A 16,697-nucleotide genomic window follows, 5' to 3' on the forward strand; every position below is an offset into this window, starting at 1 on the left:
ACCGTGTAAAAAGATCAAACTCACCCGTTCGGGTGAGGCTATTGCGAGGGGACCTTACGCCATGGCGGTTTGGGGCGGCGTGCTCCTTGAGCAATTGGACGGTTAGCGTTCGGGCATGAACGAAGATGCACGACTCGTCGTATGGGTACGCGGCCGAGTACAGCAAGTAGGGTTCCGCTGGTTCACCAGGGCAAATGCTTTGGAGATCGGAAACCTCACCGGTTTCGCCCTCAATCTCGACGACGGCCGGGTACAGGTGGTGGCCGAAGGGCCGCGTGAGAATTGCCACCGTCTGCTCGACTGGCTCGGCTCCGACGACACACCCGGGCGCGTGGACGGAGTCACTGAGATCTGGGACACGCCGCGCGGCGGATACGAGGGGTTCGCGATCCGCTGATCCCGCTCAGGAAACGCGGGCCGGAGGCGCTGTGCGCACGGGCGACGACGAGCGGTGAACAGGGGGCGGGTGAAGACCTCGCACCCGAAATGACCTGCGGAGGAAGCCGGCGCCTGGAGATGGTTGCCAAGACCGGCGCGCCGTGCCAGGCTGCGGCATTGACGAAGATCTCCACACCCTTCGGGAACCCGCAGGAGAGTCGCGCCGCATGATCGTCGGGCCGCGCACCCCCGGGACACCCGGTCCGCAGGCGTGTGATCGTGTTGACCGTCAAACTTTTTGGTGAGACGCTGAAAACCCCGCGCACCTTAGCTGTTCGGCAGAGCTGGTGACAGCAGAACAGCAGTGAATTCACAGCACTGCCGAGCACCGCGGGTGCGATTCCCTCACGACCCACACCGCATCGGTCGGTCACTCAGTGTGGAGGACCTTTCATCATGGCAAAGGCGCTTCTCGGTTACGTCGGCGGTTCCGATCCGCGACTCCTCGCCGAGATGCGACGGCTCCAGAAGCGCGTCCAGGACCTGGAATCCGAGCTCGTACGGATCCAGGACGAGAACGACGCGCTCAACGCCGCCGCCCAGCACCAGGAGTCGCTGCTCGACAGCATCGACATCGACGTACCCCAGGCGGAGCCCGCGCTGACCTGACCCCACGGCCCTGCCGGGGCCGGTCGGGCCACACGCCAGCCGCTCGGGATCAACCATCGAAGTCTTCGTCACGGATCGTCGTCCCGGAACACCGAGGACTGCTCGTGATCCGGTCCGCCAGCGATCCGTTACGCAAGACTGTGCTCGGATGACTGCACAGCAACACCGTGCAGGATTTACAAGGGACGCTCCGGCGTCCCTTCTTTCTTTCCCCCCGGGCCGTCGTCGGCCTATCGCTCTTCGCTTACCGTCTGATGTGCCCTGCACCTTCATCAGCGAAACCGAGAGTGAAAGGTAGAGTCCGGCGGCGTGCACCTCAAGGCCCTGACCCTCCGTGGTTTCAAATCGTTCGCCTCCGCCACGACCCTGCGGTTCGAACCGGGGATCACCTGTGTCGTCGGCCCCAACGGGTCGGGTAAATCCAATGTGGTGGACGCCCTCTCCTGGGTCATGGGGGAGCAGGGGGCCAAATCCCTGCGCGGCGGCAAGATGGAAGACGTGATCTTCGCCGGCACCACGGGAAGGCCGCCTCTGGGCCGCGCGGAAGTGTCGCTGACCATCGACAATTCCGATGGTGCTCTGCCCATCGAGTACGCCGAGGTGACGATCACCCGGATCATGTTCCGCAACGGTGGCAGCGAATACCAGATCAATGGCGACACCTGCCGGCTGCTCGACATCCAGGAACTCCTCTCGGACTCCGGTATCGGCCGTGAGATGCACGTCATCGTCGGCCAGGGCCGGCTGGACTCGGTCCTGCACGCCGATCCGACGGGGCGCCGCGCCTTCATCGAAGAGGCGGCGGGTGTGCTCAAGCACCGTAAGCGCAAGGAGAAGGCGCTGCGGAAGCTGGAGGCGATGGGCGCCAACCTCGCCCGCGTCCAGGACCTCACCGACGAACTCCGGCGCCAGCTCAAACCGCTGGGCCGGCAGGCAGCCGTGGCCCGCCGGGCCGCCGTCATCCAAGCCGACCTCCGCGACGCACGGCTGCGCCTGCTCGCCGACGACCTGGTGAGGCTGCGGGAGGCGCTGCGCGGCGAGATCGCCGACGAGGCCGCCCTCAAACAGCGCAGGGAAGCGGCGGAGGCCGAGCTCAAGGCGGCGCTCGCCCGCGAGGCGGACCTGGAGGACGAGGTACGCAGGCTCGCCCCGCGGCTGCAGCGGGCCCAGCAGACCTGGTACGAACTCTCGCAGCTGGCCGAACGCGTGCGGGGCACGATCTCGCTCGCCGACGCCAGGGTGAAGAGCGCCACCGCCGCGCCGGAGGAGGAGCGGCGCGGGCGGGACCCGGAGGACATGGAGCGTGAGGCAGCCCGGATCCGCGAGCAGGAGGCGGAACTGGAGGCGGCGCTCGAAGCGGCCGAGCACGCCCTGGAGGACACGACCGCGCACCGGGCCGAGCTGGAGCGGGAGTTGGCCGCCGAGGAGCGCAGGCTCCGGGACGCGGCCCGGGCCATCGCCGACCGGCGCGAAGGGCTCGCCCGGCTCACCGGGCAGGTCAACGCCGCGCGCAGCCGCGCGGGTTCGGCGCAGGCCGAGATCGACCGGCTGGCCGCGTCGCGGGACGAGGCGCAGGAGCGGGCGGTCGCCGCCCAGGAGGAGTACGAGCAGCTCAAGGCCGAGGTCGAGGGGTTGGACGCGGGCGACGCGGAGCTGGCGGAGCAGCACGATGCCGCCAAACGGGAACTCGCCGGGTCGGAGGCGGCACTGAGCGCGGCGCGCGAGGCGGTCACCGCGGCCGAACGCAGCCGCGCGGCGGTCTCCGCCCGGCACGAGGCGCTGTCGCTGGGCCTTCGCCGCAAGGACGGCACCGGGGCGCTGCTCGGTGCGGGGGACCGGCTCACCGGGCTGCTCGGACCGGTCGCGGAGCTGCTCACGGTGGCCCCCGGGCACGAGATCGCGGTGGCCGCCGCACTGGGCGCGGCCGCCGACGCCGTCGCGGTGACGGGTCCGGCCACAGCGGCGGAGGCGATCCGTCTGCTGCGTAAGCAGGACGCGGGGCGCGCGGCGCTGGTGACAGGCGGAGCGGCGGGCAGGCAGGTACCCGCGCAGGGTACGGAGCAGCCGCGGGAGCCCGTCGACGGCCCGGCCGGACAGGTGCCCGGGCAGGCCTCCGGCCCCACGGCCGCCATCGAGCACGGTTCCGCGGCCGCCACGGTTTCCGGGGCGGAGCACGGTCCGGCAACCATCACGGTCTCCGGCGCGGCATCGGCCGGCCCGGCCGTCGCCACCGGGGGATCCGCCGCGCCCGCCGTCGCGAGCCTGGTGCGGGGGCCCGCCGACCTGATGGCGGCCGTGCGGCGGCTGGTGCGCGACATGGTCGTCGTCGGCACCCTGGAGGACGCGGAGGAGCTGGTCGCCACCCACCCCGGACTGACCGCCGTCACCGCCGAGGGCGATGTGCTGGGCGCCCACTTCGCCCACGGCGGGTCCGCCGGGGCGCCCAGCCTGCTGGAGGTCCAGGCATCCGTCGACGAGGCCGCCGCCGAGCTCGCCGAGCTCGCCGTGCGCTGCGAGGAACTCGCCTCGGCCCAGCGGGCCGAGGCCGCACGGCGCGGCGAGTGCGCCGCCCGCGTGGAGGAGCTCGGGGAGCGGCGCCGGGCCGCCGAGCGGGAGAAGTCGGGAGTGGCGCAGCAGCTCGGACGGCTCGCCGGGCAGGCGCGTGGCGCCGCGGGGGAGGCCGAGCGGATGACCGCCTCCGCCGCCCGGGCGCAGGAGGCGCTGGAGCGGGCCACCGAGGAGGCCGAGGAGCTGGCGGAACGGCTGCTGGTCGCGGAGGAGACCCCGGTCGAGGAAGAGCCCGACAGCTCCGTACGGGACCGGCTCGCCGCCGACGGGGCCAACGCACGCCAGACCGAGATGGAGGCCCGCCTCCAGGCCCGTACGCACGAGGAGCGGGTCAAGGCGCTCGCCGGACGGGCCGACGCCCTCGACCGCGGGGCCCGGGCCGAGCGCGAGGCGCGCACCCGCGCCGAGCAGCGCCGTGCCCGGCTGCGCCACGAGGCGGCCGTGGCCGCAGCCGTGGCGTCGGGCGCCCGACAGCTGCTCGCCCACGTGGAGGTCTCGGTCGTCCGGGCGGACGAGGAGCGGACCCGGGCCGAGGCGGCGAAGGCCGAGCGCGAGCGGGACCTGGCGGCCGAACGCGGACGCGGCCGTGATCTCAAGAGCGAGCTCGACCGGCTCACCGACTCGGTGCACCGGGGCGAGGTGCTCGGGGCCGAGAAGAGGCTGCGCATAGAGCAGGTGGAGGCCAAGGCGCTGGAGGAGTTCGGCGTCGAGCCGGCCGGCCTGGCCGCCGAGTACGGCCCCGATCAGCTGGTGCCGCCGTCCCCCGCGGCGGAGGGCGAGGAGCTCCCGGCGGATCCGGAGGACCCGCGCAACCAGCCGAAGCCGTTCGTCAGGGCCGAGCAGGAGAAGCGCCTGAAGGCGGCCGAACGGGCGTATCAGCAACTCGGGAAGGTGAATCCTCTCGCCCTGGAGGAGTTCTCGGCGCTGGAGGAACGGCACAAGTTCCTCTCCGAGCAGCTCGAAGACCTGAAGAAGACCCGGGCCGATCTGATGCAGGTGATCAAGGAGGTCGACGAGCGGGTCGAGCAGGTGTTCACGGAGGCGTTCCGGGATACCGCACGCGAGTTCGAGGGCGTCTTCTCCCGGCTCTTCCCGGGCGGCGAGGGCCGTCTCATCCTCACCGACCCGGACAACATGCTGACGACCGGTCTCGACGTCGAGGCCAGGCCTCCGGGCAAGAAGGTCAAGCGGCTCTCCCTGCTCTCCGGCGGCGAGCGGTCCCTTACGGCCGTTGCCCTGCTGGTCTCCATCTTCAAGGCCAGGCCGAGCCCGTTCTACGTCATGGACGAGGTGGAGGCGGCGCTCGACGACACCAATCTGCAGCGTCTGATCCGGATCATGGTGGAGCTCCAGGAGAGTTCCCAGCTCATCGTCATCACGCACCAGAAGCGGACGATGGAGGTCGCCGACGCGCTGTACGGGGTCTCGATGCAGGGCGACGGAGTCTCCAAGGTGATCAGCCAGCGGCTTCGCTGAGCCATCGGTTCATCGACTGACGTGCAGTCACATCTCCTTTACCTAATCTTCAACACTTCAACGCACCTTTTGGGCGTTCCTGGGTACTTGTGAGGGACCACTTCGCCCGGACCCAGGTCTTGACTTCGAAACTTGAACGCATAACCTCAGCAATGTTGTTTTTACCTTCAAGTGGTGGTCGGCTGGAAGTTGTGCGCCACTAGGAGGGCTCACCCCCCACACCTGACGTTGCGGCCAGGTACCAGGAGTTCATGTGACCAGCACAGCGCGCGGACCGGAGTCCGGAGCCCGGGAGGCCCACCCGGACCATCTCGGCCATGTCATCTTCATCACCGCAGCCGCAGCGATGGGCGGCTTCCTCTTCGGCTACGACAGCTCCGTGATCAACGGGGCCGTCGAGGCCATCCGCGACCGCTACGACATCGGGTCGGGGACGCTCGCCCAGGTGATCGCGATCGCGCTGATCGGCTGCGCCATCGGCGCGGCGACGGCGGGACGCATCGCCGACCGGATCGGCCGTATCCGCTGTATGCAGATCGCCTCGGTGCTCTTCACCATCAGCGCCGTCGGATCCGCGCTGCCGTTCGCCCTCTGGGACCTCGCCATGTGGCGGATCATCGGCGGCTTCGCGATCGGCATGGCCTCCGTCATCGGCCCGGCCTACATCGCCGAGGTCTCGCCGCCCGCCTACCGAGGGCGCCTCGGCTCCTTCCAGCAGGCCGCCATCGTCGTCGGTATCGCCATCTCGCAGCTGGTCAACTACGGCATCCTGCAGATCGCCGACGGCGACCAGCGCGGCAAGATCGCGGGCTTCGAGGCCTGGCAGTGGATGCTCGGCGTGATGGTCGTGCCCGCCATCCTGTACGGGCTGCTGTCCTTCGCGATCCCCGAGTCGCCGCGCTTCCTGATCTCCGTCGGCAAGAAGGACCGTGCCCGGAAGATCCTCGAAGAGGTCGAGGGCAAGAACGTCGACCTCGACGCGCGTGTGAACGAGATCGAGACGGCCATGCGCCGGGAGCACAAGAGCAAGTTCAGCGACCTGCTCGGGAGCCGCTTCGGCTTCCTGCCGATCGTCTGGGTCGGTATCGGCCTCTCGGTCTTCCAGCAGCTCGTCGGCATCAACGTCGCGTTCTACTACTCGGCGACGCTGTGGCAGTCCGTCGGCATCGACCCGACCGACTCGTTCTTCTACTCGTTCACCACGTCGATCATCAACATCATCGGCACCGTGATCGCCATGGTGCTGGTGGACCGGGTCGGCCGCAGGCCGCTCGCCCTCATCGGGTCCATGGGTATGGCCGTCGCCCTGGCGTTCGAGGCATGGGCCTTCTCCGCGGACCTCATCGACGGCAAACTGCCCACGGCCCAGGGCACCGTCGCCCTGATCGCGGCCCACGTCTTCGTGCTCTTCTTCGCCCTGTCGTGGGGTGTCGTGGTCTGGGTCTTCCTCGGCGAGATGTTCCCGAACCGGATCCGCGCCGCCGCACTCGGTGTCGCCGCCTCCGCGCAGTGGATCGCCAACTGGGCCATCACCGCGAGCTTCCCGAGCCTGGCCGACTGGAACCTGTCGGGCACCTACATCATCTACACCTGCTTCGCCGTGCTCTCCATCCCCTTCGTGCTCAAGTTCGTGAAGGAGACCAAGGGCAAGGCGCTGGAGGAGATGGGCTAATCCCCGCTGCCCCTCTCCTCGACCCCGCTGCCCCGGTCCGGCCCATGCCGGCCCGGGGCAGCGTTCTGCCGTGCCGGGGTCAGAACCGGGCCGGTGCACCGCCCGTCCCGTCCGCCGGGCGCGGCAGCGCCGCGTACACCCCCGCCGCGACGAGGATCGTGGCCGCCCAGCCCAGGCCGTGGCGCCCGATCCAGAAGCCGGCGAGCGGGCCGGTGAACCACTCGACATCGGTGAACAGCAGCCCGGTCGCCAGTGCGGCCCCCCAGGCGCCCATGGCCTGCCGGCTGAACCCCCCGGCGTACCAGTAGCCGCTGCGGGGACCCGTGTCCATGAGGGCCTCGGCGTCGTACGTACGGCCACGCAGCAGGTCGACGCCGAAGACCCCGATCCACGCGGAGAACGTCACACCGAGCAGGGTCAGGAACGAGAGGAAGGTGCCGAGGAAGCTCGTCGCCACCATCATCAGGGTCCCGCCCAGCAGCAGGCTGATCGTCGCGTTCACGCCCACGGCCCAGGCGCGGGGCATGGCGAAGCCGAGCGTCTGCGCGGTGAAGCCGGCGGAGTACATCGACATCGCGTTGATCAGCACCATGCCGGCCACCGCGGTGAGGAGATAGGGCACCGAGATCCACATCGGCAGCAGCTCGCCGATGAACGCCACGGGGTCCTTCGTGACGGCCAGGTGCGGTGAGCTCACCGCCATGACCGCGCCCATCATCACCATCGGCGCCACCGTGACCAGCGCCCCGCCCACGGTCGCGCCGACCATGGCCCGGCCGGACGCGGAGCGCGGCAGGTAGCGGGCGAAGTCCGGGGCGGAGGGGACCCAGCTGATGCCCCCGGCGGCCAGTGTCCCGATCCCCGCGATCATCATCGCCGCCGGGCCGGGCGGCCGGTCCAGGACGGTCCGCCACGAGGTCGAGCCGATCAGATGGACCAGGACCAGGAGGCTCGCCGCCCCGAAGAGCCGGACGGAGACCCAGGAGGACACACGGAGTGCCCTGATCCCGAGCCCGGACACGAGGAAGCCCGCGGCGACGAAGGCCGTCAGGACGACCAGGACCAGTGCGTGGGTACGCCGGACGTCGAACAGCAGGTCGAGTACGGTGAGGAGGGCGTAGGAGCCGGTGACCGCGTTCACGGTCTCCCACCCCCACCGGGCGACCCACAGCAGGGCTCCGGGGAAGAGGTTGCCGCGCTGTCCGAAAACCGCCCTGGACAGTGCCATGCCCGGCGCCCCGCCGCGCTTGCCCGCGATCGAGACCAGGCCGACCAGTCCGTACGAGACCACGGGGGCCGTCACCGCCACGGCCAGCACCTGCCAGAGATTCAGTCCGTTGAACACGGTGAGCCCGGCCCCCACGGTCAGCAGCAGCACCGTCATGTTGGCCGTGACCCAGGTGGGGAAGAGGGTGCGGACCCGGCCGGTGCGCTCGTCGTCGGGGACGGGATCCAGGCCGCGGTTCTCCACGGCAGCAGCGTACCTTTACGCCCAAACGTGGCATACCGACCATGCGGCCGACACCCGCCGCTCTCCAGGGGCCGCGCCGGACCACGGCTGTGGCCGATACTGGACGCGTTATGGAAATCGTCATCCTTGCTGTAGTCATCGCCCTGGTCGCGGTCGGCCTGATCAGCGGGCTCGTGGTCAGCAGCCGCAAGAAGAAGCAGCTGCCGCCCTCGGCACCGTCGAGCACGCCGACCCTCACTCCTCCCGCCGAGCCCCGTGTCGGCGAGGAGGCCGAGACGCCGCGCGACGAAGCGCGGCGCACCATCGAGGAGGTCGGTCTCCCCGGCGCCGGGACTCCCGTCGAGGAAACCCCCGTCGTCATCGAGCCGGAGATCCCCGAGCTCGAAGTCCCCGAGCCCACCGCCGGCCGCCTGGTGCGGCTCCGCGCCCGGCTCGCCCGTTCGCAGAACTCCCTGGGCAAGGGGCTGCTCACGCTCCTGTCCCGCGACAACCTCGACGAGGACACCTGGGAGGAGATCGAGGACACCCTCCTCACCGCCGACGTCGGCGTCGCCCCCACCCAGGAGCTGGTGGAGCGGCTCCGTGAGCGTGTCCGTGTCCTCGGCACCCGTACGCCCGACGAGCTGCGCACCCTGCTGCGCGAAGAGCTCGTCACCCTGCTCGGCCCCGGCTTCGACCGTGCGGTGAAGACCGAGGGCGGCGAGGCGACCCCCGGCGTCGTGATGGTCGTCGGGGTCAACGGCACCGGCAAGACGACCACGACGGGCAAGCTCGCCCGGGTGCTCGTCGCCGACGGCCGCAGCGTCGTGCTCGGTGCCGCGGACACCTTCCGCGCCGCCGCCGCCGACCAGCTCCAGACCTGGGGCGAACGCGTCGGCGCCCGTACGGTGCGCGGCCCCGAGGGCGGCGACCCCGCGTCGATCGCCTTCGACGCGGTGAAGGAGGGCATCGCCGAGGGTGCCGACGTGGTGCTCATCGACACCGCGGGCCGGCTGCACACCAAGACCGGCCTGATGGACGAGCTCGGCAAGGTCAAGCGGGTCGTCGAGAAGCACGGGCCGCTCGACGAGATCCTGCTCGTCCTCGACGCCACGACCGGGCAGAACGGCCTCGTCCAGGCGCGGGTCTTCGCCGAGGTGGTCGACATCACCGGCATCGTGCTCACCAAGCTGGACGGCACCGCCAAGGGCGGCATCGTGATCGCCGTCCAGCGCGAGCTGGGCGTCCCCGTGAAGCTCATCGGTCTCGGCGAGGGTCCGGACGACCTCGCCCCGTTCGAGCCGGGCGCCTTCGTGGACGCGCTGATCGGCGACTGACCGGCGGTACCCCGCGTACGTGCGAAGGGCGGTGGACCCCGGGAGGGGGTCACCGCCCTTCGGCGTTCACCACCGGTGGCATATGTAGGCGAGCGTGCCCAGCAGCAGTCGCGCCTGCGGGGGAGCGGCGGCCGTGTCCGGCGCCGGCGGGCGCAGCCAGCGGACCGGGCCGAGGCCTCCGAGGTCCGACGGGGGAGCGGTGACGTACGCCCCGCGGCCCAGTGCGCGCAGGTCCAGGTCCGCGTCGTCCCAGCCCATCCGGTAGAGCAGCCCGGGGAGCCCCGCCGCCGCCCCCGGGGCGACGAAGAACTGTGTACGGCCGGTCGGCGTCACCGACACCGGCCCCAGGGGCAGACCCATCCGCTCCATCCGCACCAGCGCGCGCCGGCCCGCGGCCTCGGGGACATCGAGGACGTCGAAGGTGCGCCCGGCGGGGAGCAGCATCGAGGCGCCCGGCACCTCGGCCCAGGCGTCCGAGGCCATGTCGAGGGTGGCGCCCGGCGGCACCTCGCCGGCGAAGCCCAGCGGATGCGCGCCGGGGGCGGCGCACGCGGTGTCGCCGCACGAGCAGACACCCGCCGCGGCACGCGCGCCCGGAGCCACCGCCCAGCCCCAGAGTCCCGTGTACTCGGCCACCGCGGTCGCCCCGGCCGCACGGCCGCGCCGTCGCGTGCCGGAACGCATCTCCCGGATGCCGCCGATCGTGAAGCCCATGCCCCCTCCAACGGGTCCGACTCACCGGTGGTTACGACCCGGAGCACCGGACGTCCTCCGTCGCCGCCGATCCACCGGAGCGCGGGGGTCGCGCCGCAGAGGTGCGTGAGGTGCACCGCGCGCCCCTGAATGCTTCACTCCGCTCGCTGCTGATCGCGGCCTGTCAAGTGAATCGCGGACCGCGCCGAACGGGTTCATCCGAAGGGGTGGCGAATGGTGGCGTTTCTGCAACGGCCCTCGCCCAGGCGGTGATCGTAGGATTACCGTGGGTACTCGAAGCTGCAATTGCATCTGCAGTTGAGTATGCCGATGGCAATTCGCCGATCTGTTCGATGGGGCGCAACGGGCGTACGGGCAGCACCGAGGCGCGGCATTCTGATAGAGGTTCGCGCGACAGGTTTCAGCGGGATGGGGGCGTTCCAGTGAGTGGCAGCGGCGCAGGCGAGACGAATGCCGGAAAGCGCCCCAACGGGCAATTGGGATCGTGGTTCGTGCGGAGCGGCTGGTCGAAGGGCGAGCTCGCCCGCCAGGTGAACCGGCGCGCCCGCCAGCTCGGTGCCCACCACATCAGCACCGACACCTCCCGGGTGCGCCGCTGGCTCGACGGCGAGCAGCCCCGCGAGCCCATCCCGCGCATCCTCTCCGAGCTCTTCTCCGAGCGCTTCGGCACCGTCGTCTCCATCGAGGACCTCGGACTCCGCGCCGCCCACCAGGCGCCCTCGGTGGCGGGGGTCGACCTGCCCTGGGCCGGACCGCAGACCGTCGCGCTGCTCAGCGAGTTCTCCCGCAGTGACCTCATGCTCGCCCGGCGAGGCTTCCTCGGCAGCTCCCTCGCCCTGGCCGCCGGACCCACCCTCATCGAGCCCATGCAGCGCTGGCTGGTGCCCGTCACCCGGCAGGGGCAGGCGGAACCCGAGCTGCCGACCGCGGAGAGCCGCCCCTCGCGCCTCTCCGGCCCCGAGCTGGACCTGCTGGAGTCCACCACGGCGATGTTCCGGCAGTGGGACGCCCAGTGCGGCGGCGGGCTGCGCCGCAAGGCCGTCGTCGGCCAGCTCCACGAGGTCACCGACCTGCTGCAGGAGCCGCAGCCGCAGGCCACCGCCAGGCGCCTGTTCCGCTGCGCGGCCGAGCTGGCCGAGCTCGCGGGCTGGATGAGCTACGACGTGGGCCTCCAGCCCACCGCCCAGAAGTACTTCGTCCTCGCCCTGCACGCCTCCAAGGAGGCCGGCGACAAGCCGCTGGGTTCGTACATCCTCTCCAGCATGAGCCGCCAGATGATCCACCTCGGCCGGCCCGACGACGCACTCGAACTCATCCACCTCGCCCAGTACGGCAGCCGTGACTGCGCCACCGCCCGGACCCAGGCCATGCTGTATGCGATGGAGGCGCGCGCCTACGCCAACATGGGGCAGCCGAGCAAGTGCAAGCGGGCGGTCCGGATGGCCGAGGACACCTTCGCCGACGCCGTTCTCGACGACGAGCCCGAGCCCGACTGGATCCGCTTCTTCTCCGACGCCGAACTCCACGGGGAGAACGCCCACTCCTACCGTGACCTCGCCTATGTTGCCGGACGCAGCCCCACGTACGCCTCGCTCGCCGAGCCCGTGATGGCCCGCGCCGTCGAGCTCTTCGGCGAGGACGACGAGCACCAGCGGTCCTACGCGCTCAACCTGATCGGCATGGCCACCGTGCATCTCCTCAAGCGCGAGCCGGAGGAGTCGACGGTCCTGGCCACCAGGGCCCTGAAGATCGCCAAGAGCGTCAGGTCGGAGCGCGTCAACACCAGGCTCCGCAAGACCGTCGACACCGCTGCCAGGGACTTCGGTGACATTCCCGAGGTCGCCCGGCTCACCGACCTGCTCACCGAGCAGCTCCCGGAGACCGCCGAGGCGGTCTGACCGGCACTCGCGCCACCGGCCACGACGGCCGCCCCGTACCACCCGACCGGCTCCCCCATTGCCAGGTCAACGGGTCTCCGTCGTGGCCGGTTCACGTTCCCGGCCGCTCCGGCCGCGCCGTATGCGGCGCAGGCAGCATGGTAGGCAGCACACCGGGTCCGACACCCCCGGTTCATCGGTACGTAACACGCGGAGCCCAGCCGTCACTGCGGTGAAACATCGTGCGGCATCCGTGGAAACCGCGCTGCGCGAATCTCATGGCGCATAACCGGCCCGCACCTTTTCACCGTGGTCCCGCACCCCCGCACGTGGCCGCACCGACGACGAGGAGACGCCGATGCCCCCAGGCATCACGACGCTTGCCGCAGACGCCCCGCAGCTGTCTGCCGCCAACACAGGGTTCATGCTCATCTGCTCCGCGCTGGTGATGCTCATGACCCCGGGTCTGGCCTTCTTCTACGGAGGCATGGTCCGCGTCAAGAGCACCCTGAACATGCTGATGATGAGCTTCATCAGCCTCGGGATCGTCACGATCCTCTGGGTGCTCTACGGATTCAGCCTCGCCTTCGGCACCGACGTCGGCTCCGTCATCGGCTGGAGCTCGGACTTCGTCGGCCTCAGCGGCATCGGTGTGACCGAGCTCTGGGACGGCTACACCATCCCGACCTACGTCTTCGCGGTCTTCCAGCTGATGTTCGCCGTGCTCACCCCGGCCCTCATCAGCGGCGCCCTCGCCGACCGGGTCAAGTTCACCTCCTGGGCCCTCTTCATCACGCTCTGGGTCACCGTCGTCTACTTCCCCGTCGCCCACTGGGTGTGGGGCGCGGGCGGCTGGCTCTTCGAGCTGGGTGTCATCGACTTCGCCGGCGGTACGGCCGTCCACATCAACGCGGGTGCGGCGGCCCTCGGCGTCATCCTCGTCATCGGCAAGCGGGTCGGCTTCAAGAAGGACCCGATGCGGCCGCACAGCCTGCCGCTCGTCATGCTCGGCGCCGCCCTCCTGTGGTTCGGCTGGTTCGGCTTCAACGCCGGTTCGTGGCTCGGCAACGACGACGGTGTCGGCGCCGTCATGTTCGTCAACACGCAGGTCGCCACGGGTGCGGCGGTCCTCGGCTGGCTCGCCTACGAGAAGATCCGCCACGGCTCCTTCACCACCCTGGGTGCCGCGTCCGGCGCGGTCGCGGGCCTCGTCGCCATCACCCCCGCGGGCGGTGCGGTCAGTCCGCTCGGCGCCATCGCCGTCGGTGTGATCGCCGGTGTCCTGTGCGCCATGGCCGTGGGCCTCAAGTACAAGTTCGGCTACGACGACTCCCTGGACGTCGTCGGCGTCCACCTCGTCGGCGGCGTCATCGGCTCGCTCCTCGTCGGCTTCTTCGCCACCGGCGGGGTGCAGTCCGACGCCAAGGGCCTCTTCTACGGCGGCGGGCTCGACCAGCTCGGCAAGCAGGCCGTCGGAGTGTTCGCGGTCCTCGCGTACTCCCTGGTGGTCTCCGCGGTCCTCGCCTTCATCCTGGACAGGACGATCGGGATGCGCGTCTCCGAGGACGACGAGGTCTCGGGCATCGACCAGGTCGAGCACGCCGAGACCGCATACGACTTCAGCGGCGCCGGCGGCGGCGCGGCCCCGCGCACCTCGGCTCCGGCCCCCGGCGCCCCGACGAACAAGAAGGTGGACGCATGAAGCTCATCACCGCAGTCGTGAAGCCGCACAGGCTGGACGAGATCAAGGAGGCCCTCCAGGCCTTCGGCGTCCAGGGCCTCACGGTCACGGAGGCCAGCGGCTACGGGCGTCAGCGCGGACACACCGAGGTCTACCGTGGTGCCGAGTACACCGTCGACCTCGTCCCGAAGATCCGTATCGAGGTCCTCGTCGAGGACGAGGACGCCGAACAGCTCATCGACGTGGTCGTCAAGGCCGCCCGGACGGGCAAGATCGGTGACGGCAAGGTCTGGAGCGTCCCGGTCGAGACCGCGATCCGCGTACGGACCGGGGAACGCGGCCCGGACGCACTCTGACCGACGGTTCCAGTGAACGGAAAGGCAGCTGGGTGACGAGCACCGAAGTGACCACCGAATCCGAGGACTCGGGACCCAGCGGCTACGCGGCGGCCCGGCTGCGTCTTCTCCAGGAGAAGACGCGGTCCGGGCCGCCGCGCCGTGCCGCTCTGGCCCGGCTCACCGACGACTGGCTCACCGGGCTGTTCACCGCCGCGGCCGGGCGGGCGGGTGTACGGGGCGCCGCCCTCGTCGCCGTCGGCGGATACGGGCGCGGCGAGCTCTCCCCGCGCAGCGACCTCGACCTCCTGCTCCTGCACGACGGCACCGCCGACGCCGCAGCCGTCGCCGCGCTCGCCGACGGGATCTGGTACCCCGTGTGGGACCTCGGCCTCGCTCTCGACCACTCCGTACGCACCCCCGGCGAAGCACGCAAGACCGCGGGGGAGGACCTCAAGGTCCAGCTCGGACTGCTCGACGCGCGCCCCGTCGCCGGAGACCTCGGCCTCGTCGCCGGACTGCGGACCGCGATCCTCGCCGACTGGCGCAACCAGGCCCCCAAGCGCCTCCCCGCCCTCGACGAACTCTGCCGCGAGCGGGCCGAACGCATGGGTGAGCTCCAGTTCCTCCTGGAACCCGACCTCAAGGAGGCCCGAGGCGGCCTGCGGGACGCCACCGCCCTGCGTGCCGTGGCAGCCTCCTGGGTCGCGGACGCGCCCCGCGAAGGGCTCGCCGAGGCCCGGCGCACACTCCTCGACGCGCGCGACGCGCTCCACCTCACCACCGGCCGGGCCACCGACCGCCTCGCCCTGCAGGAACAGGACCAGGTCGCCGGGGCGCTCGGCCTCCTCGACTCCGACGCCCTGCTGCGCCAGGTGTACGAGGCCGCCAGGACCGTCTCGTACGCCACCGACGTCACCTGGCGCGAGGTCAACCGCGTCCTGCGGGCCCGCTCCGTCCGGCCACGGCTGCGGACGATGCTCGGCGGCGCCAAGGCCGCACCGGAACGCACCCCGCTCGCCGAGGGCGTCGTCGAGGCCGACGGCGAGGTGGTCCTCGCGCGCACCGCCCGCCCCGAGCGCGACCCCGTGCTCACCCTCAGGGCCGCCGCCGCGGCGGCGGAGGCCGGACTGCCGCTCTCCCGTCACCTCGTACGCCACCTGGGAACCGCGGCGCAGCCGCTGCCCGTGCCGTGGCCCGCCCAGGCCCGCGAGGAGCTCATCACCCTGCTCGGTGCCGGCGAAGCCACCGTCGGCGTCTGGGAGGCCCTGGAGGCGGAAGGCATCATCACCCGCCTGCTGCCCGACTGGGAGCGCGTGCACTGCCGGCCGCAGCGCAACCCCGTCCACACCTGGACCGTCGACCGGCACCTCGTCGAGACGGCCGTCCGCGCCTCCCACCTCACCCGCCGCGTCGGCCGCCCCGACCTCCTCCTGATCGCCGCCCTGCTCCACGACATCGGCAAGGGCTGGCCCGGGGACCACTCCGTCGCGGGCGAGGTCATCGCCCGCGACATGGCCGCCCGCATCGGCTTCGACCAGCAGGACGTGGGCGTCGTCGCCACGCTCGTACGCCACCATCTCCTGCTCGTCGAGACCGCCACCCGACGCGACCTCGACGACCCCGCGACCGTCCGCTCCGTCGCCACAGCCGTGGGCAGCGCCTCCACCCTCGAACTCCTGCACGCGCTCACCGAGGCCGACGCCCTGGCCACCGGCCCCGCCGCCTGGAGCTCGTGGCGGGCGTCCCTCGTCGCCGACCTGGTCCGACGCGTCGCCGCGCTCCTGGCCGGCGAGGAGCCCCCGGCTCCGGAGCCCCTCGCGCCCAGCGCCGAGCAGGAACGCCTGGCCGTCGAGGCCCTGCGCACCCGCGAGCCCGTCCTCTCCCTGCACACCCGGCCCGAACCGCCCGCCGAGGACGGCGGACCCGAACCCGTCGGTGTAGAACTCCTCATCGCCCTGCCCGACCGCCCCGGCGTCCTGCCCGCAGCGGCCGGAGTGCTCGCCCTCCACCGCCTCACCGTGCGCGCCGCCGACCTGCGCGCCGTCGAACTGCCCACCGAGATGGGCGAGTCGGCCGGCCTGCTGGTGCTCAGCTGGCGGGTCGCGGCGGAGTACGGCTCGCTCCCGCAGGCCGCCCGGCTGCGGGCCGATCTCGTACGCGCCCTGGACGGCTCCCTGGACATCCGGGCCAGGCTCGCCGAGCGCGAGGCGGCCTATCCACGGCGGCGCGGGGTGAAGGCCCCGCCCCCCAGGGTGACCGTCGCGGCGGCCGGCTCACGCCTGGCCACCGTGATCGAGGTCCGCGCCCAGGACGCCCCCGGGCTGCTGCACCGGATCGGCCGGGCGCTGGAACAGAGCGCGGTACGCGTGCGCAGCGCCCACGTCTCCACGCTCGGAGCGAACGCGGTGGACGCGTTCTACGTCACGGACGGCGACGGTGAGCCGCTGGCTCCGGAGCGTGCCGCGGAGGTGGCCAGGGAGGTCGAGAAGGAGCTGGGCTGAGCCCCCGCCCCGGGCCCGTTCGTCACGAGAAACGGG

General features: G+C 71.3%; 11 protein-coding genes. 9 read left to right on the plus strand and 2 right to left on the minus strand.

Annotation, left to right across the window (positions count from 1 at the left end):
- Nucleotides 1–115: 115 nt before the first annotated feature.
- The 4 genes from ACIP63_RS13800 (at nt 116) to ACIP63_RS13815 (ending at nt 6,763) form a co-directional block, all read left to right on the plus strand.
- Nucleotides 116–397, plus strand: a complete 282-nt coding sequence (locus tag ACIP63_RS13800; protein ID WP_073745712.1) for an acylphosphatase — start codon at nt 116–118, stop codon at nt 395–397.
- 437 nt (nt 398–834) lie between these two features.
- Entirely contained in the window at nt 835–1,047 is a 213-nt protein-coding gene (locus ACIP63_RS13805) for a hypothetical protein (RefSeq protein WP_033304037.1), read from the plus strand.
- A 309-nt stretch (nt 1,048–1,356) separates the two neighbouring features.
- Nucleotides 1,357–5,091: an AAA family ATPase gene (locus ACIP63_RS13810; RefSeq protein ID WP_401514741.1), complete on the plus strand. Its 3,735-nt coding sequence runs from the start codon at nt 1,357–1,359 to the stop codon at nt 5,089–5,091.
- Between the two features lie 253 nt (nt 5,092–5,344).
- Nucleotides 5,345–6,763, plus strand: a complete 1,419-nt coding sequence (locus ACIP63_RS13815) for a sugar porter family MFS transporter (RefSeq protein WP_401514744.1) — start codon at nt 5,345–5,347, stop codon at nt 6,761–6,763.
- A gap of 79 nt (nt 6,764–6,842) precedes the next feature.
- Here ACIP63_RS13815 and ACIP63_RS13820 read toward each other — a convergent pair whose 3' ends face one another.
- Entirely contained in the window at nt 6,843–8,234 is a 1,392-nt protein-coding gene (locus ACIP63_RS13820) for a purine-cytosine permease family protein (RefSeq protein WP_401514747.1), read from the minus strand.
- Nucleotides 8,235–8,344: 110 nt separating this feature from the next.
- Here ACIP63_RS13820 and ftsY point away from each other — a divergent pair, with 110 nt between their 5' ends.
- Nucleotides 8,345–9,550, plus strand: coding sequence for a signal recognition particle-docking protein FtsY (gene ftsY / locus ACIP63_RS13825; RefSeq protein WP_401514750.1), 1,206 nt, complete (start codon nt 8,345–8,347; stop codon nt 9,548–9,550).
- Between the two features lie 66 nt (nt 9,551–9,616).
- Here ftsY and ACIP63_RS13830 read toward each other — a convergent pair whose 3' ends face one another.
- Entirely contained in the window at nt 9,617–10,264 is a 648-nt protein-coding gene (locus ACIP63_RS13830; protein WP_401514752.1) for a bifunctional DNA primase/polymerase, read from the minus strand.
- A gap of 422 nt (nt 10,265–10,686) precedes the next feature.
- Between ACIP63_RS13830 and ACIP63_RS13835 the strand changes: the two genes are divergently transcribed.
- From ACIP63_RS13835 to ACIP63_RS13850, 4 genes are all read left to right on the plus strand, one after another.
- Entirely contained in the window at nt 10,687–12,162 is a 1,476-nt protein-coding gene (locus ACIP63_RS13835) for a hypothetical protein (protein ID WP_401514754.1), read from the plus strand.
- A 337-nt stretch (nt 12,163–12,499) separates the two neighbouring features.
- On the plus strand, nt 12,500–13,843 hold the full coding sequence (locus ACIP63_RS13840; RefSeq protein ID WP_401514755.1) for an ammonium transporter: 1,344 nt from the start codon (nt 12,500–12,502) through the stop codon (nt 13,841–13,843).
- A complete protein-coding gene (locus tag ACIP63_RS13845; RefSeq protein WP_014048583.1) occupies nt 13,840–14,178 on the plus strand; it encodes a P-II family nitrogen regulator in 339 nt (112 codons plus the stop codon). The genes ACIP63_RS13840 and ACIP63_RS13845 overlap by 4 nt, the downstream gene beginning before the upstream one ends.
- A gap of 32 nt (nt 14,179–14,210) precedes the next feature.
- Nucleotides 14,211–16,661 (plus strand): [protein-PII] uridylyltransferase, encoded by a 2,451-nt coding sequence (locus tag ACIP63_RS13850; RefSeq protein WP_401514759.1) that lies wholly within the window; start codon nt 14,211–14,213, stop codon nt 16,659–16,661.
- Nucleotides 16,662–16,697: the final 36 nt, after the last annotated feature.

The sequence above is a fragment of the Streptomyces sp. NPDC088746 genome (genome assembly GCF_044751065.1).
Classification (GTDB): domain Bacteria; phylum Actinomycetota; class Actinomycetes; order Streptomycetales; family Streptomycetaceae; genus Streptomyces.